The organism is Microvirga aerophila (genome assembly GCF_003332305.1).
GTDB lineage: Bacteria > Pseudomonadota > Alphaproteobacteria > Rhizobiales > Beijerinckiaceae > Microvirga > Microvirga aerophila.
The window spans coordinates 30,599-45,687 of the sequence record NZ_QOIO01000017.1 but is presented as its reverse complement, the minus strand read 5'-3'; the positions used below and the strand labels follow the sequence as shown (position 1 = coordinate 45,687).

Below are 15,089 nucleotides of genomic sequence, written 5' to 3'. Positions count from 1 at the left end.
GCCACCGATGTCGATGCGGTTCCGCACAGGCCCTCGAACGCTCACTCCCGAACGTTGTGATCGCCAGGGTGCTGTGGGAATCCCGAACCCATGGCTGCTTGGTAGACAAGGAAGCAGGCCAGGATGAGCACGATGGAAGAAGGCACCTGGCTCATCGTTTCCGATGCTCCGGGAGCCACCTCATTACAGTTCCTGCCACGGCTCGACGGAGCGTCCGTGCTGCTGATGGAGCACTCGCAGCAGCGTGACGCTGCGCCATCCTTTGGGCGTCCGCCACATGATCGACTGGCCCTCGCTCAGGCCGATCAACGCCGCGCCTTCGGGCGACAGCACGGAGACGCGATCGGCCTCACCATCATCGCCGTCGGGGAAAACAAGCGTCGCGCACCGGACACTCCATGTGACGTCGTCGCGGAACTCCAGTCGCGAGTGCATCGTGGCCACGAATGGGGGCATGGCGCATGGCGTCACGACCGTCGCCCGGAGCAACTCGTTGGCGAGCATCGCCGCCGCAGGCCGGTCCTGCTGGAAGTTCAGGCCGAACGATGCGAGAAAGGCGAGCCGGTCGTAGTCGCCCGTCGAGATCATCACGGGCGGAAGGGCCTCTTGCTTGATCATCGTGTCCTCCACTCGCCTCAAACCCACCAAATGCTGCCTGGAGTGCGCGTGATTGCCGTGCCGTCGTCCAGGAAGCGAAGGCCGATGCCTTCCACGACCACCTCATGGAGCGTGCCATCCTCCACGAACGGCATGCGGTCGCCGACGCGCAGGCCCAGGAGCGCCGTTCCCAGCGGCGTGGTGACGGAGATCTCCGAGCCGGGTGATATCAAGTCGTCGGGATGGACGAGGAGGTGTGCTCGCGACTTCGGCTCGTCGTCGATGCGAAAGATCACGCGGCAGTTCGTCGACACGACATCCTCCGGCAGCGCAGACGGATGGCAGACCGTGGCGCGACGCAGCTCCTCGAGCAGGAAGTCGGAGGCCCGAGGGTTGTGCTCCTGCTGGATCGTCGCCGTGACCAGCAGGCGGTTGTAGTCGCAGGTCGCGATGGTGATCGGCGGAGGTTGGCACGGCGCGTTCATGAACATCTCCTGTGGTCGGTCCTCCTGCGGGAGCGCGCCTGCGCATCCGAAGATAGGCCGGACATGTCGGCCCGACATGCGCGAGGTGGCGCATGCAACCGCTCGGCGATGGATGGAGTAAGACTTCATGTCCCCCAAGCGCCGGCGACCAAAGCGATCCAGCCGGGTCTCGGGGGTCACCTGCCTGCTTTGAGGCAACCCGCGTGCGCAAAGAGACGAAGGTTTTTCACGACCGTGTTCATGACGTCCATAAGATAGCCATGCCTCCGGCGAATGCAAGCCTGCGCGCGACGCAGGCGTTCACGCCAAGGGAGGAGGCGTTCAGCAGGATCAGCGAATGGACGCAGCCTTCGTCGGCATATTGCGCTGCGGCAGGGAAGCCGCCATTAAGGCTTCCGAACGACAACCTGCCTCAACTGCATCACCGACACAGGAGTGAGATCAATTGCATGCAGCCTCCATGCTGGACCAGGCCCTGACGCGCCTTGACGAAGCAGCCCGGCACCTCGCCCTCGACGCGGACGTTCTCGAAAAGTTGAAGTACCCGCGAGAGACCACGAAGGTCCGTCTGATGATCCGCATGGACGACGGCTCGCGCAAATCCTTCATGGCTTGGCGATGCCGCTATGACGACACCCGCGGCCCGACCAAGGGCGGCATCCGCTTCCACCCAGCCTCGACCATGGAGGAGGTGGAAACGCTCGCCTTCTGGATGACCTTCAAGTGCGCGGTGATGAACCTGCCGTATGGCGGCGGCAAGGGCGCCGTGCAGGTCGATCCACACACCCTGTCGAAGGCCGAACTGGAGCGCCTCTCGCGCGCCTACGTGCAGGCCTTCTCCAAGATCATCGGTCCCGACCGAGACATCCCGGCGCCCGACGTCTACACCAGCTCCATGATCATGGGCTGGATGGCCGACGAGTATGCCTCCATCGTCGGCGAGGCGACGCCGGCCGTGATCACGGGCAAGCCCATCGCGCTCGGCGGCTCGCTCGGGCGCGACGATGCGACCGCCCGTGGCGGCTACTACCTCGTCCAGCGTCTGGCCCAACAGCTCGGGCTGGAGTCCGGTGCCCGGGTGGCCATCCAGGGCTTCGGCAATGCCGGCCAGAACATCGCGCGGCTGTTCGCCGCCGACGGCTACAGGATCGTGACGGTCTCGGACTCGAAGGGAGCGGTCCACAACCCGTCGGGCCTCGATGTCGAAAAGCTGATGGCTGCCAAGCGGCGGGAATCCGTGACTGGCCTTGCCGGTTCTGACGGCGTCTCCATCCTCCCGGCCGACGATCTGGTCTCGGTCGATTGCGAGCTGCTCGTTCCGGCCGCCCTGGAGGACATGATCCACGAGGGCAATGCCGCCAGCGTGAAGGCCCGTGTCATCCTCGAACTCGCCAATGGCCCGCTCACGCCCGAGGCCGATGAGATCCTAGCCACCAAGAACATCGTCGTTCTTCCGGACATCCTTGCGAACGCGGGCGGCGTCACCGTCTCGTACTTCGAGTGGGTGCAGAACCGAGGGGGATACTACTGGCCGGTCGAGGACGTGCATGCGCGGCTGAAGACGATGATGGAGCGGGAAGGGGACGCCATCTGGGTTCTCGCCCGGGACAAGGGAATCACCCTGCGCAGCGCCGCCTACGTGCATGCGCTCTCGCGGCTCGCGTGCGCCATCGAGGCGCACGGCACGCAGCAGTTCTTCGCGAGCTGACGTCCGGGACGAACCATCATGAAACCACCGCCCCGATTGCGGGGTGCGGGTGGGCCGCGGCGTCAAAACGGCGCCGTGGTCAGCCTGCCGCGCGCCCTGTCGAAGCTCGGGTTCTGCTCCCGCACGCAAGCCGAGGCCCTGATTGCCGAGGGGCGCGTGCGCGTCGACGGCCGGGCGATCCGCACCGTGGCGGCCCGCGTCGATCCTGGACGCGCCCGCATCACCGTCGATGGCGAGCCGATCATGTCCGAGCGCAAGGTGTACCTGATGCTCAACAAGCCGCGCGGCCTGGTCACGACCCGGGACGATCCAGAGGAGCGGGCGACGGTCTATGACTGTCTGGAAGGACTCGACCTTCCGTTCGTCGCGCCCGTGGGCCGCCTCGACAAGGCGAGCGAGGGCCTGCTGCTCCTGACCAACGACACGCGCTGGGCGCAGCGCGTGCTGGATCCCGCGTCGAACGTCGAGAAGGTCTACCACGTCCAGGTCGACCGCTTGCCGGACGAGGGCATGCTGGAGCGGCTCGAGGCGGGCATGGTGCTCGACGGAGAGCGCCTGATTGCCAAATCAGCGAGCCTGCTCCGTGTTGGTACCCGCAATGCATGGCTTGAGGTGGTCCTGAGCGAAGGCAGGAACCGCCAGATCCGACGCCTGCTCGGTGCGGTCGGAGCGAACGTGCTCCGCCTCGTGCGCATCGAAGTGGGCGGGGTGCGGTTGGGGGATCTGCCAAGGGGCGCGGCCCGGCATCTCGCGCCGAGCGAGAAGGCGATGCTGGATGTGCCGGCTCGCGCCGTGCCGGGCCTGCTTAGGTCTCTGGGGGAGGCGTAAGCCCCAGATCGTCGATCTTGGCCCGGACCTCGCTGATCGGGCGCTTCAACTTGAGGCTGATCAGCGAGGCGGGCACGCCCTCCTTGACCAGGGCAATCAGGGCTTGGACGGCTTCATAGTTCCAGTGGGATTCAGTCGGGTTCATGAGCACCCTCAGCTATGTGCCAGGATTCCCTAGAATTAGGATGGGGGCCGGGGGAATCCAACAGGGGCGGCCGCCCATTCGGCGCGGTCCTCGTCAAGGACGGTGCCATCATCGCCACGGGCGTCAACGAAATCCGTATGACGCAGGACCCGACCACCCATGCCGAGCTCCACGCGATCCGCGCCGCGAGCCGGGCACTCGGCAGCCCGCGCCTCGACGGCTGTGTGATCTACGCCAGCGGTCATCCCTGCCCGATGTGCCTTTCGGCTGTGTATCTTGCGGGCATCCGCGAAGTGACCCACGCCTATTCCAACCAGGATGGCGAGCCGTATGGCCTGTCGACGGCGGCCATTTATGCCGAACTGGCAAAGCCGCTAACGGAGCAGTCGGTCAGGATCGCCTATGTGCCCGTCCGTCCTGAGGAGGACGATCTTTACGACTTGTGGCGGGACGCCACCCCGGCGCCTCTCGGTGGGTCCGGCTCCGGCAGGCCCGCGTAGACAATCCCAGCAGTCGTCAAACGGGCTACGGGTGTCATCGACGCCGGCTCGATCTTGCCTGGCCCGAGGATGTGGAACACGGCGCGGCCGGAGGCGAGCAGGTAGTCGGCGATAATCCGGCGGTGGCAGCGCCACCACACCGCTTCGGCGCACATGATCGCCGTGACGCTCCAGCCGCCGAGGTCGGTCAGGCGATCGATCCCCTCCCGGAAGCGGCCCGTAAGGGCGTAGTCGGCATAGTTCCGGAAGCTCGTGTTCTCCCAGAAGCCGTTGGGAGAGGGCTCGGCTGAGCGCTGCCTGCCGCGCAGCCCGCCGAGCTCGGCAATGTGTTCGTACCCGATCTGATAGCTGGCAAGGCTCTCCGGTAGGGCATCGCGGTTGAACTGCGGGTTCGTCCGGGAGCGCGGAATGGTCCGGACATCCACCACGAGGCGGACGTTCGCCTCGCGCAGAAGCTCGACGAACTCCGGAATGGAGCGTGTCGAGTGCCCGATGGTGTAGAACGGGTTTGCCATGCTGGTCAGTGGGGGCTCGGGGGTACGGTTGCTTCCGCCAGCTTTTGCTTGAGGCCTCTGATCTCCTCAAAGCGGCTGGTCACGTCGCGCATGACTGCGGCGAGGCCGTGCATCTGTCCTTGCTCGTCCTTGAGCGGCACGATGGTGAACTCCAAAGAGATGCGCTGCCCGTCCTTGCGGAGGCCCGGCACCGACAGGAGGTCGCCCGCGCCGAAGAGGCTCTCGCCGGAGGCCATCACGCGGCGGAACCCCTCCCAATGCCGCGCACGCAGGCGCTCGGGGATGATGAGATCGAGCGACTGCCCGAGCGCCTCGGCGGCGCGATGGCCGAAGATCCGCTCGGCACCGGGGTTCCACACCCGGATAATCCCGTCGGGGTCCGTCGCCACCACGGCATCGGCGGCAGCGGAGAGAATGGCGTCAGCCACGAGCCGGGACATGTCCATTCAGGCCTCCCTTGCTGTCCAATCCCGTTGTCGCGACCGCTGCCGTTTGCATGGCCAAGCTCCTGTTGCGGCCCATAGGTTCTTTCAGTGCGACTGGCGCCCAGGTGGCTGGAGCGTCCGAAGCACCTGCGTCTGGGCCGCCGCCTCCGGTCCCGGGCAGAGGGACGCCAAGCGTGAGCGGTTCTCCAGGTCCACGTGGAGATGGCGGTGGACCCGTGGGAACACCAGCCCCACGGCAAGGCCCCAGAGCAGTTCGGCCAGCAGCAGTCCGGCAGCGGGGTAGCCGCGCAGGATCGGCTGGTCCGGCAGCCATTGCAGCAGCGGGACCGGCCCCAGCATCCAGAGGACGAAGCCATAGGCCATCCCGAAGAGCCAACCGCCCCGCACATCGTTGGCGGCGCGCTGGAACAGCCAGCCGTACAGGCTTCCGCCGACGAGCATCAGGCCGGCGTAGGCGAGGGCCGCCGCGAATGCCGTTGCGCCGATTGCCCGGGCAGGCGCATCGAGGGACTGGAACCCGGCGAGGACCGCGAGGGCCGGAGCCGTGGCGATCCCACCAGCGATGGCACCCGCCAGAAGCGGCCGTTGGGTTGGGCCGGCATCGAGCCCATGGGCTTGGAGCATCCTAAGCATGGAGCCTCCTCGCTGTCCGGTCCATGATCTTCGAGGCTTCTTCCAGCACCGCCTCGACGGATGGAGCCCCCTCGAGATCCGCGCCGAAGAGGCGCACGAGGTGCTGATAGGCCAAGCCGACCATCCGCGGATCCCGGTTGAGGTCGAACAGGCCGACCGGATTGACGTTGCCGAGCGGCTCCCGCTGCGCGATGTCCCAGTCGACCTGATCGGTGAGCGAGTACCAGGTGAAGCCTACCACTGGCACGTCTGTCTGGCGGATGAGTTGCACGTTGTGCCACTGCCGCCAGAGCCAGCGCGGCCCGTCGCGCGCATCCATGCGATTGGTCTCGGTGTGCATCATCGGCCGCCGATAGCGCTGGTAGTATTGGCCGGCAACGGCGTACCATCCGAACAGCTCGCCCAGGGCTTGCGCATGACCGTCGCTGTCGATGAGCTTCTCGTTCCATTCGTAGTAGTCGACCCCGAGGATCGACCGCCGGCACATGTCCTGCTGCATGAACCAGGCGTATTCCTCATCGGGCATGCCATGGTGGCGGAGGTAGGCGCGCGTGTCCTCGTGCACGGGACGGGCATAGAGGAGATCCAGCGGCAGGAAGCGCCGCTCGTTCTCGAACGCGGCGATGTGACGGATCGCGGGATCGGGGCAGCAGGGCTGATAGAACTCGCCGCTCTCGCTGTTGACGAACACGGCATCCGGGCGCTCTTGCGCAATCGCTTGCATCATCAGCACGCTGGCCTTGGCGAGGTGGCGCACAGCCGTGACGAAGGCGCGCTCGTCCCGGCACTGTTCGTTCCACAGCCCCTCGAGAGCGCTGAGCTTGGCGCAGACATACATCTCGTTCACGGGGGTGTAGAAGCGCACCCATGGATAGCGCCGGGCAAAAGCTCTGGCGTAGTCAGCGAGCGCCTGCGGCACCTCCGGGTTCTGGAAGTTCTGGAGCCAGTCGGGCAGGCCGAAGTGGCACAGGTCCATGATTGGCACGATGCCGAGCCGCTGCATCTCGGCGGAGACCTCATCCAGGAATGTCCAGTCATACTGGCCGGGGCCGCGATGGATCAGGTGCAGGGGAGGGCCGTAGCGCAGATAGCGCAGGCCCACATCCCGCACGAGCTGGAGGTCGGTGCGCCAGTGGCGATAGTGACCGCAGGCCGCCATCTGATCCATGCGCCAGCGCCCGCCGTCCAGGGTGGGGTAACTGCACTCGATGCCGGTCGCGAACATGAACCTGTGCTCGACCGGAGCAGGGGACGAACTGACAGGGAGGTGTGACCTGCCAAGCCGGGCATTCAGGGCTGGTCGCCGGTTCACCGGGTAGCCGACAGGCCGGGTATAGAGCAGGCCGAGCACGGCGCCCCAGGTCAGGTGGCCAGCGGCGATGGAGAGCGGCTCGTGCATTCCGCCGCCCAACCCAAACAGCCCTGATGAGGGCAACTCGCCGCTTTGCACGAGCGGGTGCATCAGATCGAACTGCGGATGCATGATGAGGATCGCAAGCGGCATCGGGACGAAGGCGAACACGAGCCCTTGGAGGACCGGGCGCAGCGGCAGGACGGACCAGAAGAAGTAGGCATAGAAAACGGCCCAGATCGCGCCGACCATCAGGTGGACCGACATGCCGGCCAGCCAGGATGCCCATGGGCTCGCGTTGGGAAGAACCAGGGTCCCGAGCGTCATGACAAGGTCAAAGTAGGGCACGCCGGCCCGGATCAGCAGCCGGGCGACGACCTCCCAGGCGATGGCGCCCGCCATGCCGGCGAGAACCGCCTTTGAGTAGGCAACCGAGCGGATCATAGCGCCCTCATCTAGGCCTGCGGGCCTCGGTGGCTGATCATTGGACGGGCGGGAGCCCGGAATGTTCCCGCCGCTGTCGGAGGCGGCATCTATGCGGGCCTGACGACGCCTTGGCGCATGATCTCGTCGACGGACGGGAAAGCGCGGAGAGCAATCTCAGGAATGGGCTCCCCGCCGGTCGCTTGTACCGACAGGTCGGCAGCGGGGAATCTGCCAGGTTGGCCGACGATGATCCGCCCGACCATGCCGGCATGCTCGTGCGGGACGCAGTAGAAGTCGTAGACGCCCTCCACGGCAAGGGTGATCGAGAAGGTCTCGTTCGGCAGCAGGTAGTCCGAGTCCCAGGGCTCGGCCCCTCCAGGGATGCGCAAGGGACGCTCGAAGTTCTTCGGGTGGTAGGCCGTCGCCGTATGGGAGTTCCCAGGATCCAGGTTGATCCAGCGGATCGTTTGACCCGTTTCGACGCGCAGGCCGACCGGATCGAACCAGACATGCGAGCCATCCGCGTTGCCCTGCATCCGGATCTCGACCGCCTCTGCGGCGAGCGGGAGCCGGGGCAGGAGGAGACCGGCGAGGAGTCCCCCGCCGATCCGCAGGATGTACCTGCGCGAGACCATCACTTCGCCGCCACCCGGGTCTCATCGGCCCTGGGCACGTGCCAGAGCACGACGTGGGCGTGAGGCTTCTCCACGCCCGGATGACCGGCGTTGAAGTAGACGTCCACATGGTTGACCTTGCCGCCGGGCGCGGCGAGATCGTCGAAACGCTTGTCCTTGTTGGTGAGGTCTTCGACGGGCAGCATGTAGACGGTGCTGACGAGCCGTCCGTCGCGGTTATAGGCCAGGAACGGGCCTGCCGGCAGGGTCTTGGGATCCACATAGAGCTGGCCAAGTCCCGGCAGGAAGTCGGGCAGCTTCACGAGGTCGCTAACCTTCTTGTAGGCGCCTGTCGGCGGCGCCTTCTCGACCTGGTCGGCGGCCAGCGCCGGCATGGCGAATGCGGCAGCAATAGCGAGGGTGGCAACAACAATCCTCATGGCATCCTCCGTTGACGCGCGGGATACATTTCCCGTCCATGCGTGCCGATTGGATGGGAGCAGCCCCAAAAGGTTCCCGGCAGAGGCAACCGCGCCGCCGGGCTCGTCATTCCGCTACACCACCAATCGGCTCCAGGATCCGTACTGCTGCCGGATCGGGCCACGGCGGATGCTGAGTGCCACAAGGGCGGCCCCGCACGCGACGCTGGCGACGGTTGCCGTCATGCTTGCCCCGTAGATGAACGGGGTGGCAAACAGCGCGAGCCCAAGCGGGATGTTGAGAAACCGCAACGGCCTTGCGACTTCAGCCGCGGCAAGGGAGATCACCGTCAGGACGAGCGAGCCGATCAGATGATCGGAGTTCGCCATGCCGCCTTCTGCCCCGAGCGTGACCCGCGTGAACAGCAGGGACAAGCCGACCAGCCCCGAGAGGGCAAGGTTCCACGGCAGGCTGACCCCGCCGCCCACCATGTCCTTGATCACGGCGCCGGGTGGCCTGTCGAATTCGTCGGCCTTCGGATCGGAAACACGCGTCTCGTCCATGTCGTCGGTGTCGCCCAGGAGGAACACGCGCAGCGCGTTCCGGCCCCTCTTCATCCGGCGGCGCATGAACTGGAACGTCGCGATCATTTCGTCGAGCGAATAGGGGATCTGGACTAGGATCGCGGCGGCGCCGATCAGGGCGATGATGCTCCAGGTCCCGATGACGATCGGCTGGATGATGATGAACACAATCGAGATGACACCCAGGGGCGCGATCATCAGGCCGAAGAGGATCACCAGCCAGGGCATGGTGCGCCAGCGGCATCGCGAGCCGACCAGACCGGTGAGGATCTCCAGCAGGTAGGTGTAGCCGCCCAGCGCGGCATCGGACACCGGCCATGCCGTCGAGAGCGGGGAGGTGATGATCTCCTCCGTTCCGTTCTGGGGATCGGAAGGCGAACCGGAGAAGAAGGGATCCCAGACATCGGGGACGTGACCGAGCTGGTAGGCCGCCAGGTAGCGCGAGACATAGAGGCCGACGAGCGCCAGGATGATGATCGGCAGGCGCTGCACCCAACTGGATGGGTTGTAGCTCCAGCCCGGCGGCACGACAGGCCCGGTGAGCGCGGCGACGGCTGAGGAGCCGGGTTCGGGCTTCGTGCAAACGGCAAAGCCGAAGATCAGGAAGCCGACAAGCGTGTCGGAGAGATAGGCGGCGGCACTTTGTGTCGAGAACAGGAAGGGCATCGCCATCACGGCTGCGCCAATGCCCGCACAAATCCAACGGGCCCACTGCGCCCGCCAGGACAGGGCCGCCGCCGCGAACACGACGAGGGCACAGCCGAGAAGGAATTCGCTCCAGCGCAGGAGCGGCTCCGGGACGTCGATCAGCACCGGCTGGGTGATGAGCCAGGTGCCGAGTCCCATGTTGGCGAAATGGGCCCAGCGGTTGGCGCGATGCTCGGACTCGATCTTGGCGGTGTGCCGGGTGCTCAGCTCCTCCGGGTTCCTGCCGAGATCGGCTGCCTCGCTCAGCCAGGCCGGGGGTGTGACCCCGTTCGCCTTGTACCATCCGGCCGGGTCCGCCTTGAGGGCCGCGGCAAGCCCTGGCAATTCGTCCTTCAGCCGGTGCCGGGGTTCCCATCCGAGGAGCTCGCGGGCCCGTCCGATGTCGAGGGCATAGTGATCATCGGCCATGGCGATCATGAAGGGCTTGATGAACGGCTCCTCGCCTCCGTCGATCAGGTCAGGGATGACCGGCTCCAGCTCGTCCTGCGCCCAGGCTCCGGCGGCGGCGACGACCTTTGGCAGGCGCAGCGTCGGCCAGTTGTCCTCCCCGTGAAGCAGGCGGCCGAGCTCGTCCTGGAGCGCCTCGTACCCCATGGCATCAGGTTCGCCGATCAGGATCTCGGCGCTGGGCGGCAATGCGGCGCGACGGTCCACCGTACGACGGAAGGCATCGAGCATGTCCGCCCGGTGGAGCATGGACTGGCCCACGAGCGTGCTGCCGGAGTAGAAGTGGCTCTGGAAGTTCCGTTCGTAGACCCGCGCCATCTGCTGGGCCATCGTGGGCACCGTCGTGTGCCCGTCATAGACGCCGGCCAGCCTCAGGATGACATAGGGGATCGGCCCGTGCTCCCTCCGGATCACGTCTTCGGCCGCGGCCTTTGACCTGGGGTAGGCCCAGCGCGGATCAATCGGCTGCCGTTCGTCGATCCGCTCGCCGGGACGGCACGGCGCGTGCACCAGCATCGTGCTCGCATAGATGAACTGCTCGACTTCGAATCCTTGCAGGGCGCGCAGCAGGCGGCGGGTGCCCTCGACCGTGACGGACTGGTAGAGGGGGTGATCCTCGCCGGTGAAGTCAAAATAGGCGACGAGGTGGATGACGCTGGCGATGCGCACCCCGAAGGCGTCGCGGAACTTGCGGAACGCCAACTCCATTGATGCGTCGGACGTGAAGTCGACCGGGATGACCGGGAAGTCAGACCCCTCGGCGACACGGTCGAGACCCACGGTCCGATAGTCGCGGCCGAACACCCTGCCCAGCGAGCGGCCCAGATTGCCGGTTGCGCCTGTGATGAGGACGATGGGCCTCTGATCCGCGGACGAGGTCAATAAATGGCTGCCATGCAACGCTGAAGATCCTTCATCATCGCCGATTCATCACTCTGGCTTGCGTGACCTCGTGGTTTCACTCCGGCAGCCACTCGGCTGCTCAAAAGACGTAGGCGGTCGCAGGCACGATCGAGAGGTGATCCTCCACCGCCTTCACGCCGGCCTGGTTTTCTGCCGCGAGGCGGATTGCGTGTCGCTCCTCCTCCGATTGCACAATGCCGAACAGGTGAACGACGCCATTCTCGACGACGATGTTCATCGACGGGAGGCATGCCCAGGGCTGGTCCTCAAGTTCGTCGTTCAGCCGCTCGCGGATGATGCGGTCGGCAACGTTCATCGGCTTCGACACGTCGGTGGTTGCCAGCACCTGGAGCAGGTTGCTTCTGGTCACGATGCCGACGAACTTCCCGTCCCGCAACACCGGGACACGCTTGATCCGGTGTTGCTCCAGGGCGCGGGCCGTGTCGGCAACCGACGTGGTCTCCACCACCGTGACCACATTTTCCGTCATGACGTCGCTGGCCGCCCGACCATGTGATTTTGCGTAGTGCTGAGCCAGCGCCATGGGACCGCTGAGGAAAGTCTGCCACCAGGATCGGCGCTGTTCCCCGGCCAATCGGGCATGCCCGATCAGATCGCCTTCGCTGACGATGCCGAGAAGTTGTTCTTCGTCTCCGATCACCGGAACGCCGCTGATATGGTGGTCGCAGAGCAACTTGGCGATCTCATGGATTGCCGTCTCGGGCGTGACCGTGATGACTCCAGTTGTCATGACATCCGCGGCGGTGAGCATCCCGGACTCCTCTGGGTGCGCGCTGACGAGAGGCCTGTGCAGGTATGCCGATCGTCGGCGCCATCGGTCGACAGGAAAGACGGTATGGGCAGACAGGGTGCGTGACAAACGAATAGATTTGCAGGTTCAAATCACTTTCTTTGCACTTTGACTGCCTACCGATCTTCGGACAAGGAAGCGATCATGAGGCTGGCGTGGGCAAAGGCTCCGCCGGCCCGCATCTCGGCGGCCACCCAGACCGCCTCCATCAGCTCCTGCGCCGTGGCCCCGGCCCGCTGAGCGGCCTTTGTGTGCCCGTGTATGCAGTAACGGCACTGGGTGACATGGGCAACGGCAACGGCAATCAACTGCTTCGTCTTGGTGTCCAGGGCACCGGGGGGGTGAACACTTGGCGGCCGAACACGTCGAATGCTGCCTGCATGTCGGGCGCAAGCTCCTGGCGCCTGTGTGCCAGCTCGGCCGATGGTTCCGGATAAAGCTGACCAACCATATTGGCCTCCTGCTAGAGTAAGGTGCCTTGCCGAAGACTAGCGGCAGATGAGCCGTGGCACCGCAGGGCTCCCGCAGTCGATCACCGCTCTGCCTCGATTCAGCCGGCAACCATCCGGAGCGGCTGGATCTCCCTTGGCCGTTCCTTGTGGTTCCGATCGACCCAGGCCTTGAGATCCGAAGCGTTGATCAGTTGGAAGAGGTAGAAACCGTTGTAGTTGACGCTCACCTCAGCCGACTGATGATCGAATCCCGACGAGACGTCGGCATGGTCCCCCACACGCCCGACGAAGCTCCATGGCGGCCCCGTGATGAAGGCAGGCACGGGCCGCACCTCCGGAACGGCGCAGATGAGTTCAGTGCGGTCGGCATGGCGGAACAGATTGTAGTGGCACATGTTCAAAGCCCTCCGGTTTTGGTGATCCCGCCCCGTGCCTAAAGTGCAATGACGCACCAGGCGAGCAGGGCCAGCAAGCCAGCGAGGAGGCTGACGGTCAGCCATCGTTCGTGCGTGTTGTCGGCGGAGACGGCCGCAGACGGTGGTGTTCTGGCGGGCTTCATCATCATCCTCCATCGTCTCGTGCGGCTGTACCGGTCCCCGGGTGGTACTCATCCCGGTAAGGGGCGATCCAGCAGGGTGGTGCAACGATCCTCTTCCTTGCCTGGGAGGCAGGCAAACGAAATTGTTTGCTCTGTATGATTAAGATCTTTGGAGTTCATGTTCCTGCGATGCGGGCCGTAGGCCTTCGTCCGTCTGGCGCAACATCATGCAAAACCTTTGCTGATATCCAGCAGGAAAATGCGTTTGCCAGAACTTGGTCATTGCCTGATCGTTTGGTCGGTTGGAGGCCGAAGGCATGGATGACAGGGTTGGCCAGAGCATGCTGCACGCTGGCGGACATGGCGATCAACCGACGTTCTGGCGTCGGTGGTTCTACTCGACGAACCACAAGGACATCGGAAGCCTCTACCTGATCTTCGGCTTCGTGGCCGGCATCATCGGCGGCCTGCTGTCCATCGGCATGCGCCTGGAACTCCAGGAACCCGGCCTCCAGTTCTTCTCCAACCCGCAGGCCTACAACGTCTTCGTGACGGGCCACGGCCTCATCATGGTGTTCTTCGTCATCATGCCGGTCCTGATCGGTGGGTTCGGCAACTGGTTCGTGCCGCTGATGATCGGCGCGCCCGACATGGCCTTCCCGCGGATGAACAACATCTCGTTCTGGCTGCTCGTGGCGGCCTTCGGCCTGATGATTCTGTCCTTGTTCTCCGAGGGCGCCCCGGGCTCACTCGGCTTCGGCGGCGGCTGGACCGCCTACCCGCCGCTTTCGACGGTCGGCCACCCTGGCCCGGCGTTTGATTTCGGCATCCTTGCCCTGCATCTTGCCGGTGCCGGCTCGATTTTGGGTGCGATCAACTTCATCACCACGATCCTCAACATGCGCGCTCCGGGCATGACGCTGCACAAGATGCCGCTGTTCGCCTGGGCCATGCTGGTGACCGCGTTCCTGCTCCTGATCACCCTTCCCGTGCTCGCGGGTGCGATCACGATGCTGCTCACGGACCGCAACTTCGGCACGACCTTCTTCGACCCCTCGGGCGGCGGCGATCCGATTCTGTACCAGCACCTGTTCTGGTTCTTCGGCCACCCCGAAGTGTACATCATGATCCTGCCGGCCTTCGGCATCGTCAGCCACATCATCTCCACCTTCTCCAAGAAGCCGATCTTCGGTTATCTCGGCATGGCCTACGCCATGGCGGCCATTGGCGTGGTCGGCAGCGTGGTGTGGGCGCACCACATGTACACGGTCGGCCTCTCGCTTCAGACCCAGGCCTATTTCGTGTTCGCCACCATGGTGATCGCGGTGCCGACCGGCGTGAAGATCTTCTCGTGGATCGCCACCATGTGGGGCGGCTCCATCCGCTTCACGGCGGCCATGCAGTGGGCGGTAGGCTTCATCTTCGTGTTCACGGTGGGCGGCGTCACTGGCGTCGTGCTCGCGAACGCTCCCATCGACCGCTACATGCACGACACCTACTACGTGGTGGCGCACTTCCACTACGTGCTGTCGCTCGGTGCCGTGTTCGGGATCTTTGCCGGCATCTACTACTGGTTTCCGAAGATCACCGGCTATATCTATTCGGAGCGCATCGGCAAGCTGCACTTCTGGATCGCCTTCATCGGCTCCAACGTGCTGTTCTTCCCGCAGCACTTCCTCGGCCTCTCCGGCATGCCGCGCCGCTACGCGGACTACCCGGACGCGTTCGCAGGCTGGAACATGGTGTCCTCCATCGGCGCCTACATCTTCTTCGCCGGCCTGTTCGTCTCCATGTATGGCGTGATCGATGCATTCAGGCGCAAGGAGCAGACCGGCGACAACCCTTGGGGCGTTGGTGCGACGACGCTGGAATGGACCCTGTCCTCACCGCCGCCATTCCATCAGTTCAACACGCTGCCTCGGGTGATCGACACCCATCACTGACAGGCGTGGGCACCACCCTTACGGTCAATGAGATG

18 protein-coding genes are annotated in these 15,089 nt (G+C 65.0%); 4 read left to right on the top strand and 14 right to left on the bottom strand.

Annotated elements, in window-relative coordinates; genetic code table 11:
* Window positions 1-183 precede the first annotated feature (183 nt).
* Both DRB19_RS11375 and DRB19_RS11370 read right to left on the bottom strand, forming a co-directional pair.
* Window positions 184-618, bottom strand: a complete 435-nt coding sequence (locus DRB19_RS11375) for a GreA/GreB family elongation factor (protein ID WP_114186152.1) — start codon at window positions 616-618, stop codon at window positions 184-186.
* 17 nt (window positions 619-635) lie between these two features.
* Window positions 636-1,082 carry a GreA/GreB family elongation factor gene (locus DRB19_RS11370; protein ID WP_114186208.1) on the bottom strand — a complete coding sequence of 149 codons (447 nt, stop codon included), beginning with the start codon at window positions 1,080-1,082 and terminating at the stop codon, window positions 636-638.
* Between the two features lie 445 nt (window positions 1,083-1,527).
* Between DRB19_RS11370 and DRB19_RS11365 the strand changes: the two genes are divergently transcribed.
* Window positions 1,528-2,790, top strand: coding sequence for a Glu/Leu/Phe/Val family dehydrogenase (locus DRB19_RS11365; protein WP_210207465.1), 1,263 nt, complete (start codon window positions 1,528-1,530; stop codon window positions 2,788-2,790).
* Between the two features lie 18 nt (window positions 2,791-2,808).
* Entirely contained in the window at window positions 2,809-3,618 is an 810-nt protein-coding gene (locus DRB19_RS11360; RefSeq protein ID WP_114186150.1) for a pseudouridine synthase, read from the top strand.
* Here DRB19_RS11360 and DRB19_RS30590 read toward each other — a convergent pair.
* Window positions 3,596-3,763, bottom strand: coding sequence for a hypothetical protein (locus DRB19_RS30590; protein ID WP_170148919.1), 168 nt, complete (start codon window positions 3,761-3,763; stop codon window positions 3,596-3,598). The two genes, DRB19_RS11360 and DRB19_RS30590, sit on opposite strands and share 23 nt — an antisense overlap.
* A gap of 14 nt (window positions 3,764-3,777) precedes the next feature.
* Here DRB19_RS30590 and DRB19_RS11355 point away from each other — a divergent pair, with 14 nt between their 5' ends.
* Window positions 3,778-4,263 (top strand): nucleoside deaminase, encoded by a 486-nt coding sequence (locus tag DRB19_RS11355; RefSeq protein WP_114186149.1) that lies wholly within the window; start codon window positions 3,778-3,780, stop codon window positions 4,261-4,263.
* On the opposite strand, the gene DRB19_RS11350 is transcribed toward DRB19_RS11355, so the two are convergent.
* The 11 genes from DRB19_RS11350 to DRB19_RS11305 all read right to left on the bottom strand — a co-directional run bounded on the left by DRB19_RS11350 (window position 4,197) and on the right by DRB19_RS11305 (window position 12,968).
* Complete coding sequence (locus DRB19_RS11350) at window positions 4,197-4,778, bottom strand: DUF488 domain-containing protein (protein ID WP_114186148.1); 582 nt, start codon at window positions 4,776-4,778, stop codon at window positions 4,197-4,199. The two genes, DRB19_RS11355 and DRB19_RS11350, sit on opposite strands and share 67 nt — an antisense overlap.
* Before the next feature lie 5 nt (window positions 4,779-4,783).
* Complete coding sequence (locus DRB19_RS11345) at window positions 4,784-5,224, bottom strand: PAS domain-containing protein (RefSeq protein ID WP_114186147.1); 441 nt, start codon at window positions 5,222-5,224, stop codon at window positions 4,784-4,786.
* 84 nt (window positions 5,225-5,308) lie between these two features.
* Entirely contained in the window at window positions 5,309-5,857 is a 549-nt protein-coding gene (locus tag DRB19_RS11340) for a hypothetical protein (RefSeq protein WP_114186146.1), read from the bottom strand.
* The gene (locus tag DRB19_RS11335) at window positions 5,850-7,652 is read right to left on the bottom strand and encodes a family 1 glycosylhydrolase (RefSeq protein WP_245439432.1); all 1,803 of its coding nucleotides are present in this window, start codon (window positions 7,650-7,652) and stop codon (window positions 5,850-5,852) included. Before DRB19_RS11335 ends, DRB19_RS11340 begins: the two co-directional genes overlap by 8 nt.
* Window positions 7,653-7,741: 89 nt before the next feature.
* The gene (locus tag DRB19_RS11330; RefSeq protein ID WP_114186145.1) at window positions 7,742-8,269 is read right to left on the bottom strand and encodes a plastocyanin/azurin family copper-binding protein; all 528 of its coding nucleotides are present in this window, start codon (window positions 8,267-8,269) and stop codon (window positions 7,742-7,744) included.
* Window positions 8,269-8,688: a DUF5602 domain-containing protein gene (locus DRB19_RS11325; protein WP_114186144.1), complete on the bottom strand. Its 420-nt coding sequence runs from the start codon at window positions 8,686-8,688 to the stop codon at window positions 8,269-8,271. Before DRB19_RS11325 ends, DRB19_RS11330 begins: the two co-directional genes overlap by 1 nt.
* A 114-nt stretch (window positions 8,689-8,802) precedes the next feature.
* The gene (locus tag DRB19_RS11320; protein ID WP_114186143.1) at window positions 8,803-11,289 is read right to left on the bottom strand and encodes a vitamin K epoxide reductase family protein; all 2,487 of its coding nucleotides are present in this window, start codon (window positions 11,287-11,289) and stop codon (window positions 8,803-8,805) included.
* A gap of 100 nt (window positions 11,290-11,389) precedes the next feature.
* Entirely contained in the window at window positions 11,390-12,082 is a 693-nt protein-coding gene (locus DRB19_RS11315; protein WP_114186142.1) for a CBS domain-containing protein, read from the bottom strand.
* Window positions 12,083-12,237: 155 nt separating this feature from the next.
* Window positions 12,238-12,429, bottom strand: coding sequence for a carboxymuconolactone decarboxylase family protein (locus DRB19_RS31095; RefSeq protein ID WP_245439430.1), 192 nt, complete (start codon window positions 12,427-12,429; stop codon window positions 12,238-12,240).
* A complete protein-coding gene (locus DRB19_RS31090; RefSeq protein ID WP_245439429.1) occupies window positions 12,426-12,572 on the bottom strand; it encodes a hypothetical protein in 147 nt (48 codons plus the stop codon). Before DRB19_RS31090 ends, DRB19_RS31095 begins: the two co-directional genes overlap by 4 nt.
* Before the next feature lie 99 nt (window positions 12,573-12,671).
* A complete protein-coding gene (locus DRB19_RS11305; protein ID WP_174799931.1) occupies window positions 12,672-12,968 on the bottom strand; it encodes a hypothetical protein in 297 nt (98 codons plus the stop codon).
* 460 nt (window positions 12,969-13,428) lie between these two features.
* On the opposite strand from DRB19_RS11305, the gene ctaD reads away from it, so the two are divergent.
* A complete protein-coding gene (ctaD, locus tag DRB19_RS11300) occupies window positions 13,429-15,054 on the top strand; it encodes a cytochrome c oxidase subunit I (protein WP_245439427.1) in 1,626 nt (541 codons plus the stop codon).
* Window positions 15,055-15,089: the final 35 nt, after the last annotated feature.

Coding starts and splice junctions, on each gene's coding strand:
- DRB19_RS11330 (WP_114186145.1), bottom strand. CDS start 8,269: ATGGTCTCGCGCAGGTACATCCTGCGGATCGGCGGGGGACTCCTCGCC.
- ctaD (WP_245439427.1), top strand. CDS start 13,429: ATGGATGACAGGGTTGGCCAGAGCATGCTGCACGCTGGCGGACATGGC.
- DRB19_RS11305 (WP_174799931.1), bottom strand. CDS start 12,968: ATGTGCCACTACAATCTGTTCCGCCATGCCGACCGCACTGAACTCATC.
- DRB19_RS11340 (WP_114186146.1), bottom strand. CDS start 5,857: ATGCTTAGGATGCTCCAAGCCCATGGGCTCGATGCCGGCCCAACCCAA.
- DRB19_RS11350 (WP_114186148.1), bottom strand. CDS start 4,778: ATGGCAAACCCGTTCTACACCATCGGGCACTCGACACGCTCCATTCCG.
- DRB19_RS11325 (WP_114186144.1), bottom strand. CDS start 8,688: ATGAGGATTGTTGTTGCCACCCTCGCTATTGCTGCCGCATTCGCCATG.
- DRB19_RS11370 (WP_114186208.1), bottom strand. CDS start 1,082: ATGAACGCGCCGTGCCAACCTCCGCCGATCACCATCGCGACCTGCGAC.
- DRB19_RS11360 (WP_114186150.1), top strand. CDS start 2,809: ATGAAACCACCGCCCCGATTGCGGGGTGCGGGTGGGCCGCGGCGTCAA.
- DRB19_RS31090 (WP_245439429.1), bottom strand. CDS start 12,572: ATGGTTGGTCAGCTTTATCCGGAACCATCGGCCGAGCTGGCACACAGG.
- DRB19_RS11315 (WP_114186142.1), bottom strand. CDS start 12,082: ATGCTCACCGCCGCGGATGTCATGACAACTGGAGTCATCACGGTCACG.
- DRB19_RS11335 (WP_245439432.1), bottom strand. CDS start 7,652: ATGATCCGCTCGGTTGCCTACTCAAAGGCGGTTCTCGCCGGCATGGCG.
- DRB19_RS30590 (WP_170148919.1), bottom strand. CDS start 3,763: ATGAACCCGACTGAATCCCACTGGAACTATGAAGCCGTCCAAGCCCTG.
- DRB19_RS11355 (WP_114186149.1), top strand. CDS start 3,778: ATGTGCCAGGATTCCCTAGAATTAGGATGGGGGCCGGGGGAATCCAAC.
- DRB19_RS11345 (WP_114186147.1), bottom strand. CDS start 5,224: ATGGACATGTCCCGGCTCGTGGCTGACGCCATTCTCTCCGCTGCCGCC.
- DRB19_RS11375 (WP_114186152.1), bottom strand. CDS start 618: ATGATCAAGCAAGAGGCCCTTCCGCCCGTGATGATCTCGACGGGCGAC.